General features: G+C 71.6%; 21 protein-coding genes. 12 read left to right on the top strand and 9 right to left on the bottom strand.

The window, feature by feature from the left end:
• The first annotated feature begins 525 nt into the window (after window positions 1-525).
• The gene (locus tag F1721_RS21335; RefSeq protein ID WP_150068494.1) at window positions 526-732 is read left to right on the top strand and encodes a hypothetical protein; all 207 of its coding nucleotides are present in this window, start codon (window positions 526-528) and stop codon (window positions 730-732) included.
• Between the two features lie 46 nt (window positions 733-778).
• On the opposite strand, the gene F1721_RS21330 is transcribed toward F1721_RS21335, so the two are convergent.
• Both F1721_RS21330 and F1721_RS21325 read right to left on the bottom strand, forming a co-directional pair.
• Complete coding sequence (locus tag F1721_RS21330) at window positions 779-1972, bottom strand: M23 family metallopeptidase (RefSeq protein ID WP_150068493.1); 1194 nt, start codon at window positions 1970-1972, stop codon at window positions 779-781.
• Window positions 1973-2220: 248 nt separating this feature from the next.
• On the bottom strand, window positions 2221-2655 hold the full coding sequence (locus F1721_RS21325; protein WP_150068492.1) for a hypothetical protein: 435 nt from the start codon (window positions 2653-2655) through the stop codon (window positions 2221-2223).
• Window positions 2656-2933: 278 nt separating this feature from the next.
• Between F1721_RS21325 and F1721_RS21320 the strand changes: the two genes are divergently transcribed.
• The 3 genes from F1721_RS21320 to meaB are packed head-to-tail and all read left to right on the top strand — an operon-like array spanning window position 2934 to window position 7992.
• Window positions 2934-4784 carry a methylmalonyl-CoA mutase family protein gene (locus F1721_RS21320; RefSeq protein WP_150068491.1) on the top strand — a complete coding sequence of 617 codons (1851 nt, stop codon included), beginning with the start codon at window positions 2934-2936 and terminating at the stop codon, window positions 4782-4784.
• Window positions 4781-7000, top strand: a complete 2220-nt coding sequence (gene scpA / locus F1721_RS21315) for a methylmalonyl-CoA mutase (protein WP_150068490.1) — start codon at window positions 4781-4783, stop codon at window positions 6998-7000. The genes F1721_RS21320 and scpA overlap by 4 nt, the downstream gene beginning before the upstream one ends.
• Window positions 7001-7002: 2 nt before the next feature.
• A complete protein-coding gene (gene meaB, locus F1721_RS21310) occupies window positions 7003-7992 on the top strand; it encodes a methylmalonyl Co-A mutase-associated GTPase MeaB (protein ID WP_150068489.1) in 990 nt (329 codons plus the stop codon).
• On the opposite strand, the gene F1721_RS21305 is transcribed toward meaB, so the two are convergent.
• Window positions 7989-9314, bottom strand: a complete 1326-nt coding sequence (locus F1721_RS21305; RefSeq protein ID WP_170301556.1) for a pentapeptide repeat-containing protein — start codon at window positions 9312-9314, stop codon at window positions 7989-7991. The genes meaB and F1721_RS21305 overlap by 4 nt on opposite strands.
• Before the next feature lie 70 nt (window positions 9315-9384).
• Here F1721_RS21305 and F1721_RS21300 point away from each other — a divergent pair, with 70 nt between their 5' ends.
• The 4 genes from F1721_RS21300 (at window position 9385) to F1721_RS35390 (ending at window position 11529) form a co-directional block, all read left to right on the top strand.
• Window positions 9385-9729 (top strand): STAS domain-containing protein, encoded by a 345-nt coding sequence (locus F1721_RS21300; RefSeq protein WP_150068487.1) that lies wholly within the window; start codon window positions 9385-9387, stop codon window positions 9727-9729.
• A 220-nt stretch (window positions 9730-9949) separates the two neighbouring features.
• Entirely contained in the window at window positions 9950-10558 is a 609-nt protein-coding gene (locus F1721_RS21295) for a DUF4232 domain-containing protein (protein ID WP_170301555.1), read from the top strand.
• Window positions 10559-10625: 67 nt separating this feature from the next.
• Window positions 10626-10982 (top strand): GntR family transcriptional regulator, encoded by a 357-nt coding sequence (locus tag F1721_RS21290; RefSeq protein ID WP_150068485.1) that lies wholly within the window; start codon window positions 10626-10628, stop codon window positions 10980-10982.
• A gap of 280 nt (window positions 10983-11262) precedes the next feature.
• A complete protein-coding gene (locus tag F1721_RS35390) occupies window positions 11263-11529 on the top strand; it encodes a cytochrome P450 (protein ID WP_281288800.1) in 267 nt (88 codons plus the stop codon).
• Here F1721_RS35390 and F1721_RS21280 read toward each other — a convergent pair whose 3' ends face one another.
• Window positions 11530-12348, bottom strand: coding sequence for a maleylpyruvate isomerase family mycothiol-dependent enzyme (locus tag F1721_RS21280; protein ID WP_150068581.1), 819 nt, complete (start codon window positions 12346-12348; stop codon window positions 11530-11532). It lies immediately after the preceding gene.
• 311 nt (window positions 12349-12659) lie between these two features.
• Here F1721_RS21280 and F1721_RS21275 point away from each other — a divergent pair, with 311 nt between their 5' ends.
• Window positions 12660-13172: a hypothetical protein gene (locus F1721_RS21275; protein ID WP_150068483.1), complete on the top strand. Its 513-nt coding sequence runs from the start codon at window positions 12660-12662 to the stop codon at window positions 13170-13172.
• 131 nt (window positions 13173-13303) lie between these two features.
• Here the strand turns inward: F1721_RS21275 and F1721_RS21270 are convergent, their stop codons facing one another.
• The 5 genes from F1721_RS21270 to F1721_RS21245 all read right to left on the bottom strand — a co-directional run bounded on the left by F1721_RS21270 (window position 13304) and on the right by F1721_RS21245 (window position 20337).
• Window positions 13304-15451 (bottom strand): putative bifunctional diguanylate cyclase/phosphodiesterase, encoded by a 2148-nt coding sequence (locus F1721_RS21270; RefSeq protein ID WP_150068482.1) that lies wholly within the window; start codon window positions 15449-15451, stop codon window positions 13304-13306.
• Between the two features lie 92 nt (window positions 15452-15543).
• Window positions 15544-16353, bottom strand: coding sequence for an SAM-dependent methyltransferase (locus tag F1721_RS21265; protein WP_150068481.1), 810 nt, complete (start codon window positions 16351-16353; stop codon window positions 15544-15546).
• A gap of 491 nt (window positions 16354-16844) precedes the next feature.
• The gene (locus tag F1721_RS21255) at window positions 16845-17747 is read right to left on the bottom strand and encodes an oxidoreductase (protein WP_150068479.1); all 903 of its coding nucleotides are present in this window, start codon (window positions 17745-17747) and stop codon (window positions 16845-16847) included.
• 195 nt (window positions 17748-17942) lie between these two features.
• The gene (locus tag F1721_RS21250) at window positions 17943-18650 is read right to left on the bottom strand and encodes a M50 family metallopeptidase (RefSeq protein WP_150068580.1); all 708 of its coding nucleotides are present in this window, start codon (window positions 18648-18650) and stop codon (window positions 17943-17945) included.
• A 709-nt stretch (window positions 18651-19359) separates the two neighbouring features.
• Window positions 19360-20337, bottom strand: a complete 978-nt coding sequence (locus tag F1721_RS21245) for a LacI family DNA-binding transcriptional regulator (protein WP_150068478.1) — start codon at window positions 20335-20337, stop codon at window positions 19360-19362.
• Between the two features lie 172 nt (window positions 20338-20509).
• On the opposite strand from F1721_RS21245, the gene F1721_RS21240 reads away from it, so the two are divergent.
• From F1721_RS21240 to F1721_RS21230, 3 genes are all read left to right on the top strand, one after another.
• On the top strand, window positions 20510-22021 hold the full coding sequence (locus tag F1721_RS21240; RefSeq protein ID WP_150068477.1) for a sugar ABC transporter ATP-binding protein: 1512 nt from the start codon (window positions 20510-20512) through the stop codon (window positions 22019-22021).
• Window positions 22014-23954 (top strand): ABC transporter permease/substrate-binding protein, encoded by a 1941-nt coding sequence (locus F1721_RS35525; protein ID WP_150068476.1) that lies wholly within the window; start codon window positions 22014-22016, stop codon window positions 23952-23954. The genes F1721_RS21240 and F1721_RS35525 overlap by 8 nt, the downstream gene beginning before the upstream one ends.
• Window positions 23955-24038: 84 nt before the next feature.
• Window positions 24039-25889: a serine hydrolase domain-containing protein gene (locus F1721_RS21230; protein WP_150068475.1), complete on the top strand. Its 1851-nt coding sequence runs from the start codon at window positions 24039-24041 to the stop codon at window positions 25887-25889.
• Window positions 25890-25899 lie beyond the last annotated feature (10 nt).

Raw genomic sequence — 25899 nt, 5'->3', positions numbered from 1 at the left:
GTGGGCGGGAACTGCAGTTTCAACTGAAACTGCATCCGTCGGCATGTCGGGTGCCGGACGCGCCGACGGAGGTGGGCAGGACGTCCGATCTGAGGAGAACTTCCGCGATTTCGTTGAGCTTTTTCATCCTGCCCGTGGACCGCAGCTGCGAACGGCGACCGGCACCGGTCGTTAGGTCGTCGCATGCGCCGCTAGGCGCATAGCCCACCCTCGCAGCTTGCACCGCTGCGGGTTCTCAGCGTTCGCCTGGCGAGGACGGCCCTGACGCCGTGTATTGGCATACATAAGTCAGGGCACCCACAGCCAGGCGGGCGCTGAGGTTCCGCCACCGGCACCGCCACGCAGAACGAGGCTGGAAAAACCTCAATGGAAATCAGACCTCCGATTTCCATTGAAATCGCGGGGACCTGGGGGCGCCGACGGGCCTGCGGCCGGGCGACCCACCGGTTCGCGCGCTGGTGCTTCGGGGGCGGGATCGGGGACGATTGGGCTCGGACGGGGTAAGCAGTGCGGGAGGAGGGTGCCATGCCGAGCCGGAACGTGCGGTTCGTCGGCGGGCCGCTGGACGGACGGATGCAGGACCTCCGGGATTCGGAAGCCGTCGCGGGCCGACTGCTGCGGCACATCCACCTGCACGACGGGCCCAAGATCGAGACCCACTACGAGCTCCACTACTCCCCCGAGGCGGGCTGGGTCTACCGCCTCTGCGGCCAGGGCCACTCGGGGTCGTGAGTGCGAAGACCGGCTCCAGCCGGTTCACGCACTCACGACCCCCGCGTCAGCACGGCGGTGCGATCGGATCGTCCGAGCCGGTGTAGAGGAAGCCGTCGCTGATCCAGCCGCCGACGTCGCGCTGGTTCCACAGGTCGGTGCGGCCCCAGACCCCGTCCACCGCGTCCCCGCGTGCGGTGCACTTGATCCGGACGACGCTTCCGTCGGGCAGCTCCTCGACGACCGGTGCGGTCAGCTTCGGCTCGCTGCGCACGTTCACCGAGCTGTTCCGGCCGCCGTCGACCACGCCGGTCGGGGTGCCGTCGCCCCGGCCGTGATTGGTGATCTGGCCGCCGGTGCCGACCTGGGTGCCGTCGCGCTCGGCGTACCCGCCGTAGGCCTGCGATCCCTCGTGGAAGGTCCAGCCGCCGATGGTCCGGCCGTCGACCGGGGTGTGGGAGTCGCCGCGCAGCAGGGAGAAGTGCACGTGCGGGCCGGTGGTGCTGCCGCCGCAGGGCAGGCCGACGTCGATCTGCCCGAGGTAGTCGCCGTACTGCACCGGCTGGCCGTCGCCGAGGTCGGTCAGGCCGGTCATGTGGTAGTAGGTCGTGCTGTAGCCGTTCTCGTGCACGACCCGGACCAGCCCGCTGCCGTTGCGCAGGCAGCTCTTGTAGACGCGCCCGGCGCCCGCCGACAGCACCCGCCCGTTGCCGCCGCTGAAGTCCAGCGAGCTGTACGGGCGGCTCTGCCCGCTGTCGCCGTGCGGCCCGCCGCCCATCCACCACGCGACGCCCTCGGCCCACGGCAGCCCGAGGCCGGTGTCGGTCACCGCGGTGCGGCTGTTCTCGTAGTTGCGCGCGAACAGCTGCTTCTCGCCGTCGCTGACGATGTCGGTCGGCGCCTGCTGGACGGCCTGCACGAACTCGGCCGTGCCGTCCAGCTCGACCTGCCAGCCCTGCGCGTCGCGGTGCGCGACGAAGATCGCCGTGTGCGGACCGGCGTGCTCCTTCGCCGGAGCGGGGATGGTGGTCGTGCCGAAGGCCCAGCGCTGGTCGTTGCGGGTCGGCTCCACCAGCGGCTCGGCCAGCGCCTGGACGTCGAAGTCCGCGCTGGCGGCCGGGCCGCGTTCGGCCAGCATCGTCTCCCGCACGGCCGTGCCGAGGTCCGCCTGGCCCGCACCGCTGGCCGGTGCCACGAGGGTCGCGGTCACCGCCGCCGCGCCCGCAGCCACGCCGAGCGCACGCCTGAGCAACGCATGCATGCCGCCTCCTGGGGAATCGGGGGATCGTCGAACCGCGGCGGACGAGGGGGCGAATTCGGGGAGGCCCTGATCCGCGGTCGGTTCCACCACAAGGAACCGCCACCGCGCACGGCCGTCAAGATCACCGCGATCGGCGGATTCCCGGCGGGAAATCCGATTGGTCGGATTCCCCGCAGGTGAGCGGCTCAGGCGCGACCGACCGGCGGGGCGGAAGTGTGGAAACCCCGCTGTTCCACAGAATTCCCCGCTCAGGTCGTGAAGGCCCAGACGTGGACGACGGCGCGGGCCGGATCGGAACGATCCACCAGGAACTCGCGGAACACCGCGCTCGGCCGCCCGGGACCGGGCGGGAGCTGGTCGGAGGCGGACGCGATGTCGGCCCCGACCGGTGCTTGCGGCACCGGCTCGTAGCTGACCTCCCGCCCCGGCTCCAGCGCCGCGCGGAACTGGGAATCGGCCAGCAACCGCTCCACCGCCCCGCCGTCGACGGCGATCGCGAGCTTGCAGAACGAGTCGATGCCGCGGCTCGCGTCCACCCCGAGCACCTCCGCGCCCGGCGGAACGACCACCCCGCTGAACGCCAGGGCCTCCTCCGCCGAAGGCGGAGCGCTCCGGTCCTGGGTGCCGCAGCCGCTGGTCACGACCGCACCGACGAGCAAGACGATCAACAGCACGACGCGCATCCCCCGATCACACCATCGTCGTCCGGATCAACCGGCGTTCCCCCACATGGCGTACCCTCGTGGTTTCCGCAGGTCAGGTCTCGTGAGCGTTTTGTGGTGCCATGGCACCTGAAAGTGCTCACGAGCCCAGCCAGCCGCGCGCAATTGTCGGGTTCCGCCAAAAACGGGGGCTCAGCGGCGCGGGACCCCACAAGCCGGTGCAGCCGTCCGGGTGCTGCGACGGGCGTCACAGAGCTGATCGGGTTCGATTCCCCGGCACCGGCCTACCATCAGTTCCCATGGTGGCGCACTCGAAGTCGAGCGGCGTCGGGCCGGAGCTGGCCTTGGCCGCCGAGTTCCCGGAACCGACCCACGAGCAGTGGCAAGCCCAGGTGCAGAAGGTCCTGCAGCGGTCGGGTCTGATCGGCGAGCACCCGGCCGGACCCGTCGAGGACGTGCTGGCCACCACCACCTACGACGGCATCACCGTGCACCCGCTCTACACCGCGGGCGCGGGCGAGCCGGGCGTGCCGGGGTTGGCGCCGTTCGTGCGGGGCAGCCGGGCGCAGGGCAACGTCGCCGAGGGCTGGGACGTGCGGCAGCGGCACGAGCACCCCGATGCGGCCGAGGCCAACCGCGAGATCTTGGCGGACCTCTACAACGGCGTGTCCTCGCTGTGGCTGCGGCTGGGCCGCGGCGGTCTGGCGGTCGAGGACCTCGCGGACGCGCTGGAAGGCGTCCACCTGGACATGATCGGCGTGGCGCTGGACGCCGGTGCCGACTTCACCGCCGCCGCGGAGGCCTTCCTCGCACTGGCCGACGAGCAGGGCGTGCGCGGCAGCGCGCTGCGCGGCAACCTCGGCGCCGACCCGCTGGGCTGGCAGGCCAGGACCGGTCAGCCCGGTGACCGCGCGGGCGCGGTCGCGCTGGCCGAGCGCTGCACCGCGTTCCCCGAACTCAAGGCGCTGGTCGTGGACGGGCTGCCGTACCACGGGGCGGGCGGTTCGGACGCGCAGGAGCTCGGCTGCTCGCTGGCCGCCGCGACCACCTACCTGCGGTGGCTCACCGAGGCCGGGCTGGACGTCGACACCGCCGCCGGGCTGCTGGAGTTCCGCTACGCCGCCACCGCCGACCAGTTCCTCACCATCGCCAAGCTGCGCGCCGCGCGGCGGCTGTGGGAGCAGGTGACCCGCTCCTGCGGCGCCGCCGAGCAGGCGCGCGGCCAGGTCCAGCACGCCGTGACCTCCCCGGCGATGCTGACCCGCCGCGACCCGTGGGTGAACATGCTGCGCACCACGATCGCGTCCTTCGCCGCGGGCGTGGGCGGCGCGCAGGCGGTGACCACGCTGCCGTTCGACGCCGCGATCGGGCTGCCGGACGCCTTCGCCCGGCGCATCGCGCGCAACACGCAGGCGCTGCTGCTGGAGGAGTCGCACCTGGCGCAGGTGATCGACCCGGCCGGTGGCTCCTACTACGTCGAGTCGCTGACCGACGAGCTGGCGAAGGCGGCCTGGGCCTGGTTCCAGCGGATCGAGGCCGCCGGTGGGCTGCCCGCCGCGCTGGAGTCCGGCCTGATCAGCAGCGAGCTGGCCGCCACCTGGGAGCAGCGCCGCACCGCGATCGCGCACCGCCGGGACGCCATCACCGGTGTCAGCGAGTTCCCGAACCTGGACGAGGCGCCGCTGGAGCGCGAGACCGCGCCCGAGCAGCCCGGCGGCGGTCTGCCCGTGCACCGCTACGCCGAGGACTTCGAGCGGCTGCGCGACGCGGCCGACGCCCAGCCGAGCAGGCCGACGGTGTTCCTCGCGACGCTCGGCCCGCTGGCCGCGCACAACGCGCGCGCCTCCTTCGCGCGGAACCTCTTCGCCGCGGGCGGCATCGAGTGCACCGACGCCGGGGCCACCGAGTCCACAGAGGACGTTCTCGCCGCCTACGCGGGTGCTCCGGTGGTGTGCTTGTGCTCCAGCGACAAGGTTTACGCCGAGCGCGCAGCGGAAACGGCTGAGGCGCTGAAGCGGGCCGGGGCGCAGCAGATGCTGCTGGCCGGGAAGCCGAGCGAGATCGACGGCGTCGACGGGTTCGTCTTCGCCGGGTGCGATGCGCTGGCCGTCCTCACCGACGTCCACGACCAGTTGGGAGTCCGACGATGACGCAGATCCCGAACTTCGCCGACGTCCCGCTGGAGAGCCCGCCGGTCGCCGATCTCCCCCGAAATCAGACAGAGCGCTGGCAGTCCGAACTCCTCGCCGCCACCGGCAAGGAGTCCGACGCGCTGGTGTGGGAGTCGCCCGAGGGCATCGGCGTCAAACCGCTCTACACCTCCGCCGACACCGAGGGCTTGGACTTCCTGCGCACCTACCCCGGGCTGGCACCGTTCCTTCGCGGCCCGTACCCGACGATGTACGTCAACCAGCCGTGGACCGTGCGGCAGTACGCCGGGTTCTCCACCGCCGAGGAGTCCAACGCCTTCTACCGCCGCAATCTGGCGGCCGGGCAGAAGGGCCTGTCGGTGGCCTTCGACCTGGCCACCCACCGCGGCTACGACTCCGACCACCCGCGGGTGGCCGGTGACGTGGGCATGGCCGGGGTGGCCATCGACTCGATCTTCGACATGCGCCAGCTCTTCGACGGCATCCCGCTGGAGAAGATGAGCGTGTCGATGACCATGAACGGCGCGGTGCTGCCGGTGATGGCGCTCTACATCGTCGCCGCCGAGGAGCAGGGCGTCGCGCCGGAGAAGCTGGCCGGGACCATCCAGAACGACATCCTCAAGGAGTTCATGGTCCGCAACACCTACATCTACCCGCCGCAGCCGTCGATGCGGATCATCTCCGACATCTTCGCCTACACCTCGCAGCGGATGCCGAAGTTCAACTCCATCTCGATCTCCGGCTACCACATCCAGGAGGCCGGGGCGACCGCCGACCTGGAGCTGGCCTACACCCTGGCCGACGGCGTGGAGTACCTGCGCGCGGGCAAGCAGGCCGGGCTGGACATCGACGCGTTCGCGCCCCGGCTGTCGTTCTTCTGGGGCATCGGGATGAACTTCGCGATGGAGGTCGCCAAACTCCGCGCGGCCCGGCTGCTGTGGGCGAAGCTGGTCAAGCAGTTCGGCCCGCAGAACCCGAAGTCGCTGTCGCTGCGCACCCACTCGCAGACCTCCGGCTGGTCGCTGACCGCCCAGGACGTCTACAACAACGTGGTGCGCACCTGCGTGGAGGCGATGGCCGCCACCCAGGGCCACACCCAGTCCCTGCACACCAACGCCCTCGACGAGGCGCTGGCGCTGCCCACCGACTTCTCCGCGCGCATCGCCCGCAACACCCAGCTGGTGCTGCAGCAGGAATCCGGCACCACGCGGGTCATCGACCCGTGGGGCGGCAGCTACTACCTGGAGCGGCTCACCCAGGACCTCGCCGAACGCGCGTGGGCGCACATCCGCGAGGTCGAGGACGCAGGCGGCATGGCGCAGGCCATCGACGCGGGCATCCCGAAGCTGCGCATCGAGGAGGCCGCGGCCCGCACCCAGGCCCGCATCGACTCGGGCCGTCAGCCGCTGATCGGCGTCAACAAGTACCGCTACGACGGCGACGAGCAGATCGACGTGCTCAAGGTGGACAACGCCGGGGTCCGCGCCCAGCAGCTGGAGAAGCTGCGGCGGCTGCGGGAGGAGCGCGACGGCCAGGCCTGCGAGGACGCACTGCGCCGCCTGACCGCCGCCGCCGAGGCGTCGATGTCCGACGAACGCCCGAACGACCTCGCGCACAACCTGCTGACGCTGGCCGTGGACGCGGCGCGGGCCAAGGCCACCGTCGGGGAGATCTCCGACGCCCTGGAGAAGGTGTTCGGCCGCCACTCCGGGCAGATCCGTACGATCACCGGCGTGTACCGGGACGAATCGGGACCGTCGGAGCAGCTGGAGACCGCGCGCCAGCGCGTCGAGGACTTCGCCGAGGCCGAAGGCCGCCGACCGCGCATCCTGGTCGCCAAGATGGGCCAGGACGGCCACGACCGCGGCCAGAAGGTGATCGCCACCGCCTTCGCCGACCTCGGCTTCGACGTGGACGTGGGCCCGCTGTTCCAGACCCCGGCCGAGGTGGCCCGCCAGGCCGCCGAGTCCGACGTGCACGTCGTCGGCGTCTCCAGCCTCGCCGCCGGGCACCTGACCCTGGTGCCCGCGCTGCGCGACGAGCTGGCCGCGATCGGCCGGGAGGACATCATGATCGTCGTCGGCGGCGTCATCCCGCCCGCCGACTTCGACGCGCTGCGCCAGGCCGGGGCCTCGGCGATCTTCCCGCCCGGCACGGTCATCGCCGACGCGGCGCTGGGCCTGCTCGACGAGCTCCGCACCCGGCTCGGCCACTGATCATGCCGCGCAAGATCGACGTCCAGGACTACGCCAAGGGCGTGCTCGCCGGGTCCCGCACCAAGCTGGCGCAGGCGATCACGCTGGTGGAATCCACCCGCGCCGACCACCGCGCGCTGGCCCAGGAACTGCTGGCCGAACTGCTGCCGCACAGCGGGGGCGCGCACCGGGTCGGCATCACCGGCGTGCCCGGGGTGGACAAGTCGACGTTCATCGAAGCGCTGGGCTCGATGCTCACCGAGCAGGGGCACCGGGTCGCGGTGCTGGCCGTCGACCCCTCGTCCACCCGCAGCGGCGGCAGCATCCTCGGCGACAAGACGCGGATGGGCAAGCTCGCCAGCGACCCGGCCGCGTTCGTGCGGCCCTCGCCGTCGGCGGGCACGCTCGGCGGCGTCGCGCGCGCGACGCGGGAGACCATCGTGCTGATGGAAGCGGCCGGTTTCGACGTGGTGCTGGTGGAAACCGTCGGCGTCGGGCAGTCCGAGGTCACCGTCGCCGGGATGGTCGACTGCTTCCTGCTGCTGTCCCTGGCCCGCACCGGCGACCAGCTCCAAGGCATCAAGAAGGGCGTCCTGGAACTCGCCGACATCATCGCCGTCAACAAGGCCGACGGCGACCACGCGGCCGAAGCCCGCAAAGCCGCCCGCGAGCTCCGCGGCGCCCTGCGCCTGCTCACCCCGATCAGCGCCTCGTGGACACCTCCGGTGCTCACCTGCAGCGGTCTGCAGGGGCTCGGGCTGGACTCGGTGTGGGAGCAGGTCGAGCAGCACCGGGCGGCGCTGACCGAGACCGGCGAGTTCGCCGAGAAGCGCAGCCGCCAGCAGGTGGAGTGGACCTGGGCGCTGGTGCGCGACCAGCTGCTGTCGGAGCTCACCCACCACCCCGGGGTTCGCGAGATCCTCGGCGAGGTGGAGTCCCAGGTGCGGGCGGGCGAGCTGACGGCGGGCCTGGCCGCCGAGCGGCTGCTGGAGGCGTTCCGGCGCAGCTCCTAGTCGGCCGGTGCGAACCGGAACCAGCGGCGCTGCTGCTCGTCCGGCACTTCGCCGTCGACGGCGGTCAGCCGCCACCCCGGTTGCCGCCACCCCTGCGCAGTCGCTGGATCGGGCGTGAGCATCCGAGCACCGGAGAAGTCCGGCTCTCCCAGCTGGGCTTGGTCGAACCACGCCGCGCCGTGGAACTCCGCTTCGCGGAATGAGGCCGCGCCGTGGAACCGCGCCTCGCCGAACGAGGCGGAGCCGTGGAACGTCGCCCCGCCGAAGGAAGCTTCGTCGCGGAACTCGGCCGCGGCGAACGACGCCGCTTCGCGGAACTGCGCCTCCCGGAACGAAACCCCGCCGCGGAACACCACCTGCCGGAAGGACCCTGCGGCGCCGAACCTCCCGCCCGAGAAGGAGGTGCGATCGAGGAAGTCGGCCCCGCCGAAGGACACTGCGCCGTCGAACTCCGCCGCCCGGAAGGAGATCTCCCCGAGGGCCACCGCTGCGCCGAACCCGGCGGCGTCGCGGAATCGCGCTCGATCGAACGAAGCCGCACCGTGGAACCGGGCGTCTCGGAACGACACCGCACCGCCGAACTCGGTCTGCCGGAAGGCGGCGTCGTCCCGGAAGTCCGCCCCGTCGAACAAGGCGCTGCGGACGCTGCATCCAGCCATGTCCCACGCGACGAGCGTGGCTCGGGTGAGGTCCAGGTCTATCCCGGCCCAGAACTTCCCGTCCCCGCGTGCTTGGGGGCGGAGGTGGGCGGTGAGCAGCCGCTGCGCGGTGAGCCGCACCTGGCCTTCCTGGTCGTCCGACGAGGTGTCGCGCATCCGCAGGTAGGCGCACATGAGGTCCACGACCGTCTGCCGGTGGCCGGGGTTGTCCTGGCCGAGCCGTTCGAGGGCGTGGAGCGCCGCCAGGCGCACCGGGGCCTTGTCCGACCCCAGCTGCTCCGCGGCGGAGGAGTAGAGCTCGGTGATCCGCCGCTCCGCGGCGTCGTGGCGGGCGTCGGCGGCGGCGCGCTCCTTCTGCGCCAGATCCCGCTCGTTCTGGGCCAGCTGCAGCTCGGTGGCCCGTTGCCGACGTGCGGCGAGCAGCAGCGCCACTGCGCCACCGGTGCCGACCACGATGCTACCGGCCAGCTTGACGATCTCCAGGCGGATCTTGTCCTGCGGGCTCCCGGCCCCGAACAGGCCGAACAACGTCCACATCGAGACCGCCGCCACCACCAGCAGCACCAGCGCTCCGAGCCAGATCGACCAGGGCGGCATCACGGAAACCCGCCCCACCTCGTTCCGGGGCCGCTTCCACCACGAACCGATCATGCCGATGAGCATGCCACCCACCGTGCGCGCAGGACGCCGGTTCGTCACCGGAAACCGGGCTCGGGCCACTAGTGTGCACGCCATGGACTTCAGCGTGACCAGCACCCGGCTGCCCGGCGACGTCGCGCTGATCACCGTCAGCGGGGAGATCGACGTCTACACCTCGCCCGCGCTGCGGGAGCGGTTGACCGACGCGGTGCACGACGGTGCTCGCCGGTTGATCGTGGACCTCAGCCAGGTCGACTTCCTGGACAGCACCGCGCTCGGCGCGCTGGTCGGTGGCCTGAAGCGGATGCGCGCCGCCGACGGCGACCTGGTTCTGGTGTGCACTGCGGAGCGGCTGATCAAGGTCTTCCGGATCACCGGCCTGACCGAGGTGTTCCCCATCCTGCCCGACGTCCCCTCGGCTCGTGCCTGGCGCGCATGAGCGCGATCCCGCCGACATCTCCGCCGGACGCTGGAACGCGCCCCCCGGAAGCGGTGGACCATGCGGATCAGCGTTGACGCGCACTCCGGTGTGCCGCCCTTCGAGCAGGCGCGGGCGGGCACCGCCGAGCTCGACGTGTTCCGGAAATCCTGACCCGGCGAGCAACCCCGCGGCGCGGCGCACGTCCAACGGGAAAGATCGTACTCCTGGAAGGTCGACAGTGCGCCACCCACGAACCGCCGCCACCGTGCTCTCCGCCCTCGCGCTCACCGCGGGCCTCAGCTCCTGCGCATCGGGCACCACCCCCGCTCCGAGCGGGCAGAACCCCGGGATCGCGGTGGGCGAACCAGCACCGGGGCAGGCCGACGCCCCGCAGTCGGAGCAAACCGAGCAGTCCGGGCAGCCCGCCGAACACCCCGGTGAGGGAACGGGTTTCGGCAAGTGCACGGCCGGAACGCTGTCGGTGCGCGTGGAGTACCACGGCGACGAGGACGTGGCCCGCAGCGCCGACCTGTTCATCGCCAACGTCGGCACCAAGGCGTGCAACCTGGCCGGGTTCCCGGAGCTGCGGTTCTACGACGCCGGGCACCAGCAGCTCAGCATCCCCACCAGCCAGAGCGGTTCGACGCAGGAGCTGCTGGAGATCAAGCCCGGCGAGCGGTTCAAGGCACCGCTGGGCTGGTCGTCGAGCCCGGAGTTCGAGCCCTGCCTGGAGCCCGAGACCGTCGCCGTGTACCCGCCGAACACCTCCGACGCCAAGGAAACGCCGTGGACCGGTGGCAAGGTGTGTGCCAAGGGCGTGTCCATCGACCCGTACGCGCGGGCCTGATCCCACCCGCCCGGGGGCGGGGCGGATACTGGAACGGCACCGACCTCGACCCCGGAAGCGATGGACCATGCGGATCAGCGTTGACGCACACTCCGGAGTGCCGCCCTTCGAACAGGTGCGGTCGAGCATCGCCGAGCAGGTCCGCAGCGGCGAACTGCCGGTGGGCACCAAGCTCCCGACCGTCCGCGCCCTGGCCGCGGACCTGGGCATCGCGGTCAACACGGCGGCCAAGGCCTACCGCGAGCTGGAGCAGGCGGGCCTGATCGAAACCCGCGGCCGCGCGGGCACTTTCGTCTCCGACGCGGGCGACCAGACGGCGGCCCGCGCCGCGGAGGCGGCCGCCACCTACGCCCAGATCACCCACGCCCTCGGCATCCCCGCCGAGGAGGCCCTCGCCATCGTCCGAGCCGCCCTGAAGGCCTGAGCCCCGTTTTGCCGTGAGTGCGTGTTCGAACACCGTTGCGCGCTCACGACCCCTGGGCCGTTCAGGGCGGGGACGATCGGAGGACGGATTCGTCCTGTCGGGCAACGGGTTTCGCCACTCGATCTTCCGATCGGCACCGGCCCGGCAGCGCGATAGCCTGCTGGCGGCGGATGCCGCGCAGCGCGGGGCCCATCGAGATTCCCGGAGTTCAGCCACCGGCACGGTTCCGCCGGACGGGCTCCACCGCGCGACCGGGCCGGTCCGACCCGCCGAGGAGGCGTTGTGCGCGCGACCGAAAGCGAACTCCCGGTCTTCCCGTTCACCGACGACCACGAACGCATCGCCCGGCTGCGCGCCCAACCGCCACCTGGCCTTCGGCGACGGCGTGCACCGCTGCCTCGGCGCGCAGCTGGCCAGGATCGAGCTGGAGACCGGGCTCGGCGGCCTCACCCGCCGCTTCCCGCAGCTGCGCCTGGCCGACGCCGAACTGCGCTGGAAGACCGATGGCTTCATCCGCGGCCTGGAGGAGATCCGCGTCCAGTGGTGATCAGGCGACCACCGCGAGCAGCGAGGTCACCGCGTCGGTCAGTGCGGGATCGCCTTGCACAGCGGCTCGTTCGCGGGCCTCGGCGACGGTGATGCCCCGGGTGGCGAGCCGCCAGAGGTCGTCCGGCCGCATGGTGACCGTCGCCGCCGGGTCGCCGTCGCCCATCCGCCAGCTCCCGTCGTCGGACACCGCGCACCAGGTGCCGCCCGCCGGTCCGGTGACGACGACGCGGACCGCAGTTCCGCTCGGGCGGGCGACTTCGCGCAGCGTGTAAGGCAGTGCGCGCAAGAACGTGTCCAGCACCGGGTGCACCAGCTCGGGCCGGTCGGCGCCGGGCTTGCCCACGGCGTCCCGGATCTGCTGCTGGTGCACCCAGAACTCGGTGTAGTCGCGAGCGATGTCCAACCAGGCCGGGCTGGGACCGGGCCCTGCCCACGACACGTCCAGCGCGGCCGGTCCGGTCAGGTCGAAGGACTCCCAGACCCGGTCCAGCTCAGGACCGAGGTGCCCCAGCAGCTCGACCATCAGCTCCGGGCTGCACTGCCGCGCCGCCCGGACGAATTCGTCGTTGGTGCGGGCCAAGTAGCTCGGCAACGTCTCGTCGTTGGCGAACACCGCCCCGCCGAATCCGTCCCGACTCCCCGAGATCCGCCGCACGTAGTCGTTCAGCACGTGCCCGACGACGTCGTGCACGTCCCACCCCGGGCACACCGTCGCCCGCGACCACTCCTCACGGCTCAGCGACCGAAGCAACCCAAGCAGCTCCTCCCGCTCCTGCCTGAACAAGGGGCGAACGTCCAGCACTGGCCCGAAAACCATCATATCCCCGAATGCTCCCACCACCTGCACCCGACAGCCATCGAATATCAACCCACGTCGGGATCAGGGCTCGATGGTGCCGCCCAGGATGCCGGGCATGAGTTCGTCGACGTAGGCGGCTCACCAGGGTCGTTCCGCGCATCTTAGGGGCAGGTGAACTCCGCTGCCGCACTTCGCGGGAATCGTCCGCGAGCGGTTATCGCGAGCTTGCCAGAACTTGATCACCTGCGGAGCAACCCGCAGCGGATTCCTCCCGTCATCAGAGGCGCAAGGAAGATCCAACTTCCCCCGACGATTCGAGGAGTTCCCCGATGAAGTACCGTCAGCGGGCGATCGCGCTGGTCGCAACGAGTTTGGGGCTGGCCGCCGCGGTGACCGCAGGCTGTTCGCAGGCACCCCAGGAAACCCCGCGGAAGCAGACCGCCCCGCCCGCGCCGCAAGCACCCAGCAGCCCCGCGGAGTCCACATCGGACACCGAGGGCTCGCCCACCAGCACCGCGCAGAAGCGGATACCGGAGCTCGGCAACGGCGGCGTGCTCGTGGTCAACCTGCAGAAGTACGACGCCGCGAACGACATGGTCGAGCTCATCGTCCCGGCCCCCGGCGAGTACAACAGCGGCGACTGGTCCGAAGACCCCAGCAACCCCGGGGACTTCTTCGTCCCGCTGGCCGACGAGGTGGAGGTCACGGGCTCCCAGAAGGTCTGCTCCGGAACGTGCGGCAAGGACGAGCTGATCGCAGCGCTGCAGAGGGGCGCCATCTACGTCGAGATCAGCCTCAACTCCGAGGACGAGATCAACAGCATGGTCGAGATGCCAGCCTGACCGAGCGGAGGGGCGCCACCCGGCGGCGCCCCTCCGGCGGAGCGCCGGATCTGCAGCGACCGAGCAACTGCGCCGTCGAGCGCGACCGCGCAGCACCGGCGGGCCTCGCCCGGCCTGCGGGTGCTGCTCGGTCAGTTCTGGGCGTGGAGGTAGTCGGCGACGTCGAAGGAGCAGAGGGGGTCACCGAAGTGGGGACCCGACGCCACCTCGCAGCCCATCTCGCGCCAGGTTTCCGCTTGGCTCTCGTCGTGGATCCCGCCGACCCAGAGCTGGGCTCCGCAGGCTCGGGTCAGGGGGACCAGGCTGCAGATCGCCTGGACCTCGGGCGCGTCCCGGGACTCCGCGTTGTGCACTATCGCGACCAGCTCGTCGGCCAGGCGGACCGCGTCCACCGGGAGCTCTCGCAGCAGGCGCAGCTCTTCCGGGGAGCCCTGGAAGCCGTGCAGGGAGGTCTTGATGCCCCGGCTGCTGAGGAAGCGGAAGTTGTCCCGGGTCTCCTCGTTGTCGCCGCTGATCGCCACCATCGGCAGGCACAGGCGCAGCCAGCCCGGGTCGACGTCCCCGGCGTCCAGGACGCGGTGGATCACCGCCGCCAGGTCGGGGTCCTGGCCCTGGTTCGGGCTCAGCGCCAGGTTCAGCTGGACCCGGTGGCCGTCCGCGTGCCACTCGCGCAGCTGCTGCCAGGCCGTCTCCACCATCCAGTCCCGCAGGGACAGCGTCACCCCGGAGCGCTCCGCCAGGCGCAGGCACTCGTCGTGCTCCAGCGTTCCGCTTTCGCTGGTGTCCCAGCGGAGTCCGGCCTCCAGCGCGATCAGCCCGCTGCCGTCCAGGCGCACCAGCGGGCGGTAGACCACGTCGAACTCGCCCTGCTCCAGCCCGCCCGGCATCACCGCGGCCAGCTTGGACTCGATCCGCTCCTCCGGAGCCCGGTCCGGGTCGAACAGCGCCCACTGCCGCTTGCCCGCCGCTTCCGCGCGGCGCAGCGCGACGTCCGCGGCCCACAGCATGTTCGACGCCTCCGCCTCGGCCACCTGCCGCTGCACCACGCCGACGCTCGCCGAGGCCGCGATGCCCTGCTCCCCGATGTAGACCGGCTCGGCGAGCAGCTCGTTGATCAGCCGGACCACCTCGGGCACCGGCGGGGTCTTCTCCTGCTCCCACACCAGGATGGCGAACTCCGTGCCGCCGAAGCGCGCGACCAGCGCCTCCTCGTCCTCGACCAGCTGCTCCAGCCGCCGCGCCACCGTCTTGATCACCAGGTCGCCGACCTCGTAGCCGAGCCCGTCGTTGATCAGCTCGAAGCCGTCCAGGCCCAGGTGGTAGAGCGTCATCCGGGAGTCGCGCGGGAAGTTGACCAGCGCGGTCTCCAGGCGGGTGAAGAAGTACTGCCGGTTCGGCAGGCCGGTCAGCACGTCGTGCAGCGCCTGGTAGCGGAACCGGGCCTGCAGCATGTGCAGCTCGGTGATGTCCTCGACCATCGTGACGAAGTTGCGCGGCGCGCCGTCCGAACCGCGCAGCACGGAAACCGCCAGGTACGCCCACGCCTCCTCGCCGTTGGCGCGCAGCAGGCGCTTGCGGTCGCTGAGGCGCTTGGCACCGCCGCCCTCGGCCAGCTCGCGGTAGGCGGCGGACAGGTACTCGGCGTCCTCCGGGTGGAACAGGTCGTGGATCGTCATCGACGTCAGGGCCTGCTCCCGGTAGCCCAGGGTGTGCTCCCACGCCGGGTTCACCTGGACGAAGTTGCCCTGCAGATCGCTGATCGCGACACCGATGGGCGTCGTGGTGAACACCTCGCCGAACCGCGCCTCGCTGGCCGCCAGCTCGCGGTCCGCCTTGAGCTTCGAGCGCAGCAACGCCTTCTTCAGCGTCTCCTGCTGCACGAACGTGCTCTCCCGGTCCGCGGCGGCGTAGCCCGCGGCGATCGCCGCGACCAGCGCCAGCATCCGGTGCACCTCGTCGTAGCCGAACCGCTGCACCAGCGCGTCGCGGAGCAGGTCCAGGCTCAGCGGCAGGCTCGTCTCGCCGGTGGCGTGCATCTCCACCAGCCGGGCCCCGACCTCGCGCCCGATCTCGTCCAAGGTGGACGGGTCGTCCAGCGCCGCGACGATCCGGTCGACCAGCTCCGCCAGGGTCTGCTCGACGGTCGCGCGGGCCAGCGGGATGTAGGAGGCCGTGCTCAGCTGCGCGGCCCACTGCCGGGCCACCTCGGCCCGCCAATCGGCGTCGCGCCGCTCGGGAACCAGCGCGCTCGGCGGATCGTCCGCCGCTCCCTCGCTCATCTCAACCGTCCAGCAACGTTCGTCGGGCCTCCGCCCCAGTCACACCTTTCCCACCATCATCGTCGAACCGGCTCGCGCCCCCCGCGACCGCCTCATGGCTTGCGCCCCACCCCCGCGTAGATCTGCGAGCCGCCGGGCTCGTCCTCGGCCTGCTCCGGCCGGTCCGGCCGCCACAGCGCGGTGCCCACCACGCCCGGTTCCACCAGGTCGAAGCCGGTGAACAGCTCGCTGACCTCGGCGTGCGTGCGGGTGTGGATCGGGTCGGAGCTGCGGCGCATCACCTCGACCACCCCGGCCATCTCCTCCGGGCTGATGTCGGCGGTGAAGTGCGACAGCGCCAGGAAGCTGCCGGGGGCCAGCGCGTCGCGGTAGCGGGCGATGATCGCCGGCGCGTCGGCCTCGTGCGGCACGAAGTGGAACACCCCGGCCATGATCAGCCCGATCGGCTGGTCGAAGTCCAGCAGCCGCCGGGTCTCCGGGTGCTGCAGGATCGAGTCGGGGTCGGTCATGTCGGCCTGCACGATGACGGCGTTGTCGTTGCCCTCCAGCAGCAGCTGGCTGTGCGCCACGGCGACCGACTCGTAGTCCACGTAGACCACGCGCGCCTGCGGATCAGCGGCCTGCGCGATCTCGTGCACGTTGCCGACCGTCGGGATTCCCGAGCCGACGTCGAGGAACTGCCGGACGCCGTGCTGCCCCATGAAGACCACGGCGCGACGCAGGAAGGCCCGGTTGAGCCGGGCCACGTCGCGGGCGCTGGGCAGCGCGCTCAGGAACTTCTCGGCCAGGGCGCGGTCCGCGGCGAAGTTGTGCGCGCCGCCGAGCAGGTAATCGTAGAGCCGGGCCGCGCTGGGGACTTCTTCGTCGACGCCGTCGGGGACCCATTTGACTGGTTCGGTCACGTCTGCCTCGCATTAGCACCGTTGCGTGTCGACCAGACTACTGGGTGACACCACCCCGCCCCGCAGGGCGTAATGCTGTTGCGACTTCCGTATCGGTCGAGAGGTCCGTTCGTGCACCTCACCACCCGTCCGGGCCCCGTGGCGGTCCCCGGTCAGCGCGCCTCCTGCCAGACGGCGCCCCGCGCCCAGGAGCTCCTGGAGACGACGGACCTGCCGGTCGAGGACGTCGCCGAGCGCGCCGGGTTCGGCTCCGCCGCCACTTCGCGAACCGGGTCGGCACCACGCCGACCGCCTACCGCGCGGCTTTTCGCGGGCGGTGAGCGGTCTCGGACAACGCCGCCCGGCACATTCGCCCGCAGCGGGCGATTTCGCGCGAGATCGCCGCACTAGCGCGCCGTTCCCGCTGGTGGCTGCCGTGAGCGTTTTCCGGTGCTATGGCACCACAAAGCACTCACGGCACCTGACCAGCGGAAACGGGACCTGGCAGTGCCTCAGTGGGCTTCTTCGAGGGTTTCGCCTTCGGCGACCAGGGCGTTCAGCGCGGCGACGTCGGCTTCGGAGAGCTCGACGGTGGCCGCCGCGGTGTTCTCCTCCAGGTGCTCCGGGGAGGAGGTGCCCGGGATCAGCAGGACGTTGTCCGCGCGGCGCAGCAGCCAGGCCAGGGAGACCTGCGCCTGGGTCGCGCCGTGGCGCTCCGCGATCCCGCGCAGCACGTCGTCCTCCCGCGCCCGGCTGTCCGCGAAACCGGAGCCCAGCGGGAAGAACGGGACGAACGCCGCGCCCGCCGCAGCGGTCTTCGCCAGCAGGTCCGCCGAGGTGCGGTTGACCACGTTGTAGAGGTTCTGCACCGCGGCGATCTCGGCGTGCCGCTGCGCCTCCTCGTACTGCTCGGCGGACACGTTGGACAGTCCGATGGCGCGCACCAGCCCCTGCTCGCGCAGCTCGGTCAGCGCGCCGAGCTGGTCGGCCAGCGGGATCCCGCGATCCACCGTGTGCCGCAGGTAGACCAGGTCCAGCGCGTCCAGGTGCAGGCGGCGCAGGTTGTCGTGCACCTGCGCGCGCAGCGCGTCCGGGTGGTTCAGCGGCAGCCACGAGCCGTGGTGGTCGCGGTAGGCGCCGATCTTGGTGGCCAGCACCAGGTCGTCGCCGTAGGGCCGCAGGGCCTCCGCGATCAGCTCGTTGACCACCCACGGGCCGTAGAAGTCGCTGGTGTCGATGTGGTCGATGCCCAGTTCCACGGCGCGCCGCAGCACCCGGACCGCCCGATCGCGATCGGCGGGCGGGCCGAACACCCCGGGCCCGGCCAGCTGCATCGCGCCGAACCCGACCCGGCCGACCTTCCGGTCCGCGGTCAACTGGAACACGCCGCCCAAGGCGTTGGAAGCACTCGTCACGCCGCGATGCTGCTAGAAAACGCCAGCTCCGGCAAGGAGCGCATGCTCACACCAGCACCCCGGAACGGCCGCACCACCGGACCTCGCCGTGCGGAAGCCCTTCCGCAGGTGGCGACCCGCGAGCACTTCGCGGGGCTATAGCACCAGAAAGTGCTCACGGACCTCGACCAGCCGAAACGTCGGGCTCGGCGGCGCTCACACCTGGGGCATCAGGAGGAGCCAGCGGGCGCCGAGGACGAGCGCGACCAGGCCGATCAGGAACCAGCAGGTCAACCACACCCCGGCAGGGGCACCGGTCAGCCGGGCGAGCTGATCGGCGTCGGAGTTCGGCGCCCTCCCCCGCGACCGCTTGCGGCGCAGCTCGGCGATCGGCCGCAGCCCGCCGAAGAGCAGGAACCAGCTCAGCAGCGCCCCGCACAGCGCCTGCCAGGCCGGGGTGGCGAACCACGACACCGCGAACGCCGCACCCCCGGCCACCAGGATCGACAGCACGCCGTAGGCGTTGCGGATCGCGAGCAGCATGGCCGCCAGCAGCGCAACGCAGCCCCACAGCATCACGTGCGCCAGGTCGACGGTGACCAGCCACGCCCCGCCGAGCCCGAGCAGCGACACCGCCGGGTACCCGGCGAGCAGGGTGAAGACCATGCCCGGGCCGGTCGCCCTGCCGGTCGACACGGTGAGCCCGGAGGTGTCGGAGTGCAGCCGGATGCCGTTGAGCTTGCGCCCGCTGAGCAGCGCGACCACCGCGTGCCCGCCCTCGTGCGCGATGGTCACCACGTTGCGCAGCGGCAGCCAGGTGGTGCTGTTGAGCACCAGGACCAGCGCGACCAGGCCCGCGATCAGCGCGGCGGCGTTGCCCGAGTCGAGCAGCTGCGCGGTCCACTCCCGCACTAATTCGTCCACAGCAGACACCAGGTGTTCCGGGTACAGGCCGCGGTCCACCCTAGCCGACTCCCCGACCACCCCCGAGGACACCGATTCGCACCGGCCTCCGCAGCCGGGTCTCCCGCGATTTCAATGGAAATCAGAGGTCCGATTTCCATTGAAATCGCGGCAACCCCTCCCCCAGCCGGACGACCCGTCGGCATGTCGGGCCCCCGACACACCGGCCATCCACAGTTTCAATTGAAACTGCAGCCCCACCCACCGCCGGACCACAGCTCCACCGGGCCACAGTTTCAGTTGAAACTGCAGCCCTCCCCCACGCCGGGCCACAGTTCCAGTTGAAACTGCGGCCCTCCCCCACGCCAGGGCACAGTTTCAGTTGAAACTGTGGTTTCCGCCCAGGTCGGATCGCAGTTTCAATTGAAACCGCACCTCACCTCCAGGTCGGATCGCAGTTTCAATGAGCCTTTTTCATCCTGTCCGTGGACCGCAGCTGCGAAGGGTGACCGGCACCGGTCGGCAGGTGTCGCATGCGCCGCAGGCGCATAACCCACCCTCGCAGCTTGCACCGCCGCGGGTTCTCAGCGTTCGCCTGGCGAGGACGGCCCTGACGCCGTGTATCGGACATACACAAGTCAGGGCACCCACAGCCAGGCGGGCGCTGAGGTTCCGCCACCGGCACCGCCACGCAGAACGAGGCTGGAAAAACCTCAATTGAAACTGTGGTTCAGGTCGAGGCTCGGACGACGAGTTCCGGGGTGATGGCGATGCTCCGGGGGGCCGTTTCGTCGCCGGAGAGGCGGGCGTCGAGGACTCGGACCGCTTCGGCCGCGATCTGCTGCTGCGGTTGGCGGACCGTGGTCAGGGCCGGTTGGGCCAGTTCCGCGTAGGGGATGTCGTCGAAGCCCGCGACCAGGACGTCGTCCGGGACCCGCACCTGGTTGGCCGCCAGCTCGCCGAGCACGCCGAGGGCGATCGTGTCGTTGCCGCAGACGATGCCGTCGGGCAGCGATCCGCGCTGCAGCAGCAGTTTCGCCGCCTGCTGGCCCCACTCCTTGCTGAAGTCGCCCAGCAGCACGTCGTCGCCGTCGCCGACCGCCCGCCGGTAGCCGTCGAGGCGGGCCTGGGCGGCGGAGTCGGTCGGCTTCGCGCCCACGAACACCAGGCTCCGCGCGCCGCGCTCGGCGAGGTGCCGCACGACCTGCCAGACCCCGGCCTCGTTGTCCACGCCGACCCAGCTGCCCGCGAAGCCGTCCACCCGCAGGTCGAGCTGGAGCACCGGGATCCGCGCCGCCGCCGTGGTCAGCGCCTCGCAGCTGCGCTCGCGGTGGCACGGGATCATGATCAGCGCGTCGACGCGGCGGTCCAGCAGGGCGCGGACCTGGCGCTGCTCGACCTCGGGTTCGTAGTGCGAGTTGGCCAGCAGCAGGCTGCGCTGGCCGTCGTGCAGCTGCTTCTCGACCGACTCGACGAGGGTGGCGAAGAACGGGTTGGCGATGCGGGGCACGACCATGCCGATGGTGTGCGTGGTGCGGCTGCGCAGCGACGCCGCCACGACGTTGGGCTCGTAGTCGAGCTCGCGCGCCGCCGCGAGCACCTTGTCCCGGTTCTCCGCCCGCACCCCGCGCTGACCGGACAGCGCGCGGGACGCGGTGGCCACCGAGACCCCGGCCCGCGCCGCCACATCGTGGATCGTGACGCCCACGCCACCTCCTCCGCTCGGGTCGGGCGCACCGTCGCGCCCCGACCGATCGGAGTGTAATCGGTTTCGCAACCGTTTCGCCGCTTGACAGTCGATCCGCCATGGTTCATGGTGACCCAGCTACGGAAACCGATTACAGTTTCCGCGCTCAACGACGAGTGGAGAGCTGACGGTGATGGCCGACGACGGGCACCTGGAGCTGATCGGGGTCTCCAAGACCTACCCCGGTGTGCGCGCCCTGGACGCGGTGGACTTCGACCTGCGCCCGGGCGAGGTCCACGTGCTGCTCGGCGAGAACGGCGCGGGCAAGAGCACGCTGATCAAGATGATCGCCGGTGCGCACCGGCCGGACACCGGCGAGATCCGGGTGGACGGCCGCCCGGTGCGCTTCCACGGCCCCGAGGACGCCGAGCGGCTGGGCATCGCCACCATCCACCAGGAGATGGCGCTGGTCCCGCAGCTGACCGTGGCCGAGAACATCTACCTGGGCCGACCGCCGCGCCGCTTCGGGGTGATCGACCGCCGCGCGATGCGCCGCCGGGCCGGTGAGCTGATCGAGCGGATGGGCCTGGACCTGGACACCGACGCGGTGGTCGGCGAGCTCGGCGTGGCGCACCGGCAGCTGGTGGAGATCGCCAAGGCGCTCAGCCTGGACACCCGGTTCCTGATCATGGACGAGCCGACCGCGGTGCTCAGCCGGTCGGAGGTGGACCGGCTGTTCGGCATCGTGCGCGACCTGACCGCGCAGGGCGTCGGCGTGGTGTTCATCTCGCACCTGCTCGACGAGGTCGCCGAGATCGGCGACCGGGTCAGCGTGCTGCGCGACGGCGCCAAGGTGGCCGAGGTGCCCGCCGACACCGACCAGGACGAGCTGGTCCGGCTCATGGTCGGCCGCACCGTCGACCAGCAGTACCCGCCGCGCGAGGCCGAGATCGGCGACGTGCAGCTGGAGGTCCGCGGCCTGACCAGCCGCGGTGTGCTGGCCGACATCAGCTTCACCGCGCGGGCCGGCGAGGTGGTGGGCATCGGCGGCCTGGTCGGCGCGGGGCGCACCGAGCTGGTGCGCGCGCTGTTCGGCGCCGACCGCTACGACGAGGGCGAGGTGCTCGTCGGCGGGCGACCGATCCCGCCCGGCGACATCGCCGCGGCCCGCGCCGCCGGGCTCGCGCTGGTCCCCGAGGACCGCGCCGGGCAGGGCCTGGTGCTGGGCGCGTCGGTGGCCGAGAACCTCGGTCTGGCAACGCTTTCCGACCGCACCAAGGCCGGTCTGGTCGACCTGGCCGGGCAGCGGCGCGAAGCCGCCGAGTCGGTGCAGCGGCTGCGGATCCGCACCGCCGGGCTGGACCAGCCCGCGCTGACCCTCTCCGGCGGCAACCAGCAGAAGATCGTCATCGGCAAGTGGCTGCTGGCCGAGCCGCGGGTGCTCATCCTCGACGAGCCCACCCGCGGCATCGACGTCGGCGCCCGCGCCGAGATCTACGAACTCATCAACGAACTCGCCCGCGCGGGCACCACGGTGCTCGTCGTCTCCAGCGACCTGCCGGAGCTGCTCGGCCTCAGCGACCGGGTGCTGGTGCTGGCCGACGGACGGCTGCGCGGCGAGCTGAACGGTGCCGAGGCGACCCAGGAGCGCGTGCTGGCGCTCGCCGTCTCGGCGGAGCACACCGGAGGAGAGAGCGATGCCTGACAACGAGGTCGGCACCACCCCGCGCTGGCGGGCCGCGCTGGGCCGCGCGGGCGGTCCGCTGGGCGGGCTGGTCGTGCTGGTGGTCCTGCTGGCGCTGTTGTCACCGGACTTCCTGACCGCGAACAACCTGCTCAACGTGGGCGTGCAGGCGTCCGTGGTGGCGGTGCTGGCGTTCGGCATGACGTTCGTGATCGTCAGCGGCGGCATCGACCTGTCGGTGGGCAGCGTCGCCGGGCTGGCCGGGATCGTCGCCGGGTGGGCGGTGAGCTCGGCCGGTCTCCCGCTGTGGCTGGCCGTCCCGATCGGCCTGGCCGCGGGCGCGCTGGCCGGGCTGGCCAGCGGTGTGCTGATCACCGCCGGGCGGGTGCCGCCGTTCATCGCGACGCTGGCGATGCTCAGCGTGGCGCGCGGGTTGGCGCTGGTCATCTCCGACGGCCGACCGATCGGCCTGGAGGGCTGGCTGACCGAGGTCGGCAGCGGCGAGCTGTTCGGGGTGCTCCCCTACCCGGTGCTGGTGATGCTGGCGATCGGGCTGGTCACGGCGTTCGTGCTGCGGCGCACCTACGCCGGGCGCGCGATGTACGCGATCGGCGGCAACGCCGAGGCGGCCCGGCTGTCCGGCATCAAGGTCACCCGCCAGCGGCTGCTGATCTACGCGCTGTCCGGGCTTTTCGCCGCGGTGGCGGGCATCCTGCTCGCAGCGCGGCTGGCTTCCGCGCAGCCCGAGGCGGGCACCGGCTACGAGCTGGACGCGATCGCCGCAGTGGTGATCGGTGGCGCGAGCCTGGCCGGTGGTGTCGGTTCCGCGCTGGGCACCTTCGTCGGTGCGCTGATCCTCGCAGTGCTGCGCAACGGCCTGAACCTGCTGGACGTCTCGGCGTTCTGGCAGCAGGTCGTCATCGGTGCGGTGATCGCCGCCGCCGTGCTGTTCGACACCGTGCGCCAGCGCCGCCGCAGCGGCCGCCGCGGTCCGGGTCTGATGCGCACACCGGCGGTCCGCCGCGCGACGGCGGCCGTGACCGCGCTCCTGCTGGTCGCTGCCGGATGGGCGGTCTACCAGCGGCAGAACGCCGCCGACGACGGACGGCTGCAGATCGCGCTGTCGGTGTCCACTTTGAACAACCCGTTCTTCGTCGACCTGCGCGAGGGCGCGCAGGAGGAGGCCGACCGGCTCGGCGTCGAGCTGCGGGTCACCGACGCCTCCGAGGACGCCTCGCAGCAGGCGAACGCGGTGCAGAACGCGATCGCGCAGAACGTGGACGCGATCGTGGTCAACCCGGTGGACTCCGACGCCGTGGTGCCCTCGGTGAAGGCGGCCAACGCCGCGGAGATCCCGGTGATCGGCGTGGACCGCGCGCCCAGCGACGGCACCGTGGTCACCACCGTCGCCTCCGACAACGTCGCCGGTGGTCGGCTGGCCGCGCAGCAGCTGGCGCAGCTGGTCGGCTCCGGTCCGGTCGCGGTGCTGGAGGGCCAGCCGGGCACATCGGCGGCGCGGGAGCGCGGCCAGGGCTTCACCGAGGAGATCCGCAACCACCCGGGGATCCAGGTGGTGGCCTCGCAACCGGCCGACTTCGACCGCACCAAGGCCCTGGACGTCATGCAGAACATCGTCCAGGCGCACCCGGAGATCCGCGGTGTGTTCGCGGCCAACGACGAGATGGCGCTGGGCGCGATCAAGGCCCTCGGCGCCCGCGCGGGCACCGACGTCGAGGTCGTCGGCTTCGACGGGACCCCGGAGGGCCTGGCGGCGGTCCGGGCGGGCACCGAGAGCGCCGACGTGGCGCAGCAGCCGAAGCTGCTCGGCAAGGCGGCGGTGGAGCAGGCGGTCCGCGCGGCCCGCGCCCACGACCTCGGCCCGGGAGCCCCGACCAACATCCCGGTCCAGGTCGTCACGAAGGACACCGTGGAGGCCTTCCTCCGCGGCCAGTGACCGCCGACATCGCCGACGCGACCGGTGCGGAATCGGTCGCGTCGGCGATGTGCCGGGGCAGGTGCGTGCCCGAGCCTGATCGGCGTGATCGGACAACTGCTGGTCGGCCTGCTGACCGCGACCGCCGCGCTGACGGCGACCCCGGTGCTGGCCACCGCACAACCGGAACCCGACCTCTCCGGCGTCGAGAGGTGGATCGACGACCACATGGCCGCCGCCATGGCCGAGGAGGAGATACCCGGCGCCGCCGTCACCGCGATCGCGGGCGGCGAGCAGATCCTCAACAAGGGCTACGGGCTGGCCGACGTCGAGAAGGGCATCCCGGTCGACCCGGACCGCAGCCGGTTCCTCGTCGGCTCGCAGGCCAAGCTGTTCACCGCGCAAGCCGCGCTGCAGCTGGTGCACGAGGGCGAGCTGGACCTCGACACCGACGTCAACGAGTACCTGCGCACGTTCCAGATCGCGGACACCTTCCCCGGGCAGCCCATCACGCTGCGGCACCTGCTCACCTACACGGCCGGGTTCGACGAGGACCACATGGTCGGCTGGCTGACCCACCAGGAACCGCTCGCGGAGGGCCTGGCGAAGTACCAGCCCGCCCGGGTCCGGCCGCCAGGATCGGGCGTGGTCTACGACAACTACGGCATCGCGCTGGCCGGGTACCTGGTCGAGATCGCGTCCGGCATGCCCTACGCCGACTACGTCGAGCAGCACGTGTTCCGGCCGCTCGGCATGAACGACTCCGATGCCCGCTGCGGCGGCCAGGGCGACACCGTCGCCTACCTCGGCGACGGCACTCCCACCGAGGCGAACTGCGGCTACCTGATCCCCAGCGGTACCGGCCCGGCGTCGACCCCGGCCGACATGGGCCGCTACATGCTGGCCCAGCTCAACCACGATCCCCGGCTCGGCCCGGGCATCGCCGCGGAGATGCAGCGCCAGCAGCACACCGAGCACCCGGCGCTGCGCGGTGTCGGGTACATCTTCGAGCACATCCAGCACAACGGTCATCCGCTGCTGTTCAAGGGCGGCGAGATGCCCGGCATGAACTCCTACATGCTGTTCGTGCCGGAGCTCGACCTCGGCATCAACGTCGTCTCCAACGGCGACGGCCGGAGCGGTGAGGGAATCGACGGCATCAAGCTCGTGGAGGAGCTCGTCGACGAGTTCCTCCCCGAGCTCGCACCCCCGCCGCGCACCCGGATCCGGGCCGACGTCGAGCAGTACACCGGCTGGTACCAGGCGGGCCGGACCAGCCGGTTCAGCATGTACAAGGTCAAGGCGCTGTGGCGCGCGCCCGCGCACGTCACCGCGAACGGCGACGGCAGCATCCGCACCACGGGCCTGTCCGGCGGGCCGAAGGACTGGGACCAGGTCGGGCCGGGCGTGTTCGCCGAGCGCGGCGGGTGGCGGATGATCGCCTTCCCGGAGCCGGGGCAGCTCGCCGTCGACGGCAGCACCAACGTCTTCGACCGGATCAGCATCGGTGGTCACCCGCAGCTGCACCTGGCGATGTTCGGATTCGGAACCGCCACCGGCCTTCTCGCGGTGGCCGGATTCCCCCTGCTGGCCGCGATCCGCCGCGCGCGCCGACGCCCGGCGCATCCGCGCGGCGCTCGGATCGCGCGCGTCATCGGGTGGATCACCGGCGCGGCCGCGGTCGTCTTCGCCGTCGGGTTCGGTTCTCTCATGCTCGACGAGCCCGCTGCGACGACCGCCGTCGTGGAAGGCACGCCCACGCTGATCGCGCTGCTGCTGCTCGCTTCGGCGACCGTCCCGCTGGCCGTGCTGATGGTGTTCGGCACGCTCGGCGCGTGGTCGCGGCGCTGGTGGCGGTTGACCGGCCGGATCGCCTACACCGCGCTGACCCTCGGCGCGCTGTCCTTCGCCGCCGCCGCGCTGCTCTACAACTTCGTCGGCCCGCCCTTCCACTAGATTGGTGCCG

Origin of the sequence: Saccharopolyspora hirsuta (assembly GCF_008630535.1) — a bacterium.
In the GTDB taxonomy this organism is placed as follows: Bacteria; Actinomycetota; Actinomycetes; order Mycobacteriales; family Pseudonocardiaceae; genus Saccharopolyspora; species Saccharopolyspora hirsuta.
Note: the sequence above shows the minus strand (reverse complement) of the source record. Positions and strands in the feature narration are given on the sequence as shown.

Coding starts and splice junctions, on each gene's coding strand:
- F1721_RS21290 (WP_150068485.1), top strand. CDS start 10,626: ATGCGGATCAGCGTTGACGCACACTCCGGAGTGCCGCCCTTCGAACAG.
- F1721_RS35525 (WP_150068476.1), top strand. CDS start 22,014: ATGCCTGACAACGAGGTCGGCACCACCCCGCGCTGGCGGGCCGCGCTG.
- F1721_RS21275 (WP_150068483.1), top strand. CDS start 12,660: ATGAAGTACCGTCAGCGGGCGATCGCGCTGGTCGCAACGAGTTTGGGG.
- F1721_RS21300 (WP_150068487.1), top strand. CDS start 9,385: ATGGACTTCAGCGTGACCAGCACCCGGCTGCCCGGCGACGTCGCGCTG.
- F1721_RS21320 (WP_150068491.1), top strand. CDS start 2,934: ATGGTGGCGCACTCGAAGTCGAGCGGCGTCGGGCCGGAGCTGGCCTTG.
- F1721_RS21330 (WP_150068493.1), bottom strand. CDS start 1,972: ATGCATGCGTTGCTCAGGCGTGCGCTCGGCGTGGCTGCGGGCGCGGCG.
- F1721_RS21270 (WP_150068482.1), bottom strand. CDS start 15,451: ATGAGCGAGGGAGCGGCGGACGATCCGCCGAGCGCGCTGGTTCCCGAG.
- F1721_RS21280 (WP_150068581.1), bottom strand. CDS start 12,348: ATGGTTTTCGGGCCAGTGCTGGACGTTCGCCCCTTGTTCAGGCAGGAG.
- F1721_RS21305 (WP_170301556.1), bottom strand. CDS start 9,314: ATGCTCATCGGCATGATCGGTTCGTGGTGGAAGCGGCCCCGGAACGAG.
- F1721_RS21240 (WP_150068477.1), top strand. CDS start 20,510: ATGGCCGACGACGGGCACCTGGAGCTGATCGGGGTCTCCAAGACCTAC.
- F1721_RS21335 (WP_150068494.1), top strand. CDS start 526: ATGCCGAGCCGGAACGTGCGGTTCGTCGGCGGGCCGCTGGACGGACGG.
- F1721_RS21325 (WP_150068492.1), bottom strand. CDS start 2,655: ATGCGCGTCGTGCTGTTGATCGTCTTGCTCGTCGGTGCGGTCGTGACC.
- meaB (WP_150068489.1), top strand. CDS start 7,003: ATGCCGCGCAAGATCGACGTCCAGGACTACGCCAAGGGCGTGCTCGCC.
- scpA (WP_150068490.1), top strand. CDS start 4,781: ATGACGCAGATCCCGAACTTCGCCGACGTCCCGCTGGAGAGCCCGCCG.